Origin of the sequence: Fulvivirga kasyanovii (assembly GCF_009711405.1) — a bacterium.
In the GTDB taxonomy this organism is placed as follows: Bacteria; Bacteroidota; Bacteroidia; order Cytophagales; family Cyclobacteriaceae; genus Fulvivirga; species Fulvivirga kasyanovii.
In genome coordinates this window covers 872-1,119 of the sequence record NZ_SMLW01000133.1, presented here as the reverse complement: position 1 = coordinate 1,119, position 248 = coordinate 872, and the positions used below count along the sequence as shown (strand labels likewise).

Below are 248 nucleotides of genomic sequence, written 5' to 3'. Positions count from 1 at the left end.
GGCGCTGTACCCAAGTGGCTAAGGGAAAGGCCCGCAAAGCCTTTATTCAGTGGTTCGAGTCCACTCGGCGCCTCTAAAAGTTCAGAACTTATAGCTTCGGCTGAGTTAGTTCCTTTCATTGTCCGTATGACTATCAGGAAAGTCATCCGTACACACCAGGGACTCACTAAGCTCATGGCAGAAGCCTTCAGGTAAGCAGGCATTTTTTACTGGAAAACCTGCAAGAAGGCCATTTTAAGAAAATACAA

1 tRNA gene is annotated in these 248 nt (G+C 46.8%); it reads left to right on the top strand.

Features of this window, described 5'->3' with window-relative positions:
* Nucleotides 1–73: transfer RNA gene (locus E1163_RS00335), tRNA-Cys, on the top strand.
* Nucleotides 74–248 lie beyond the last annotated feature (175 nt).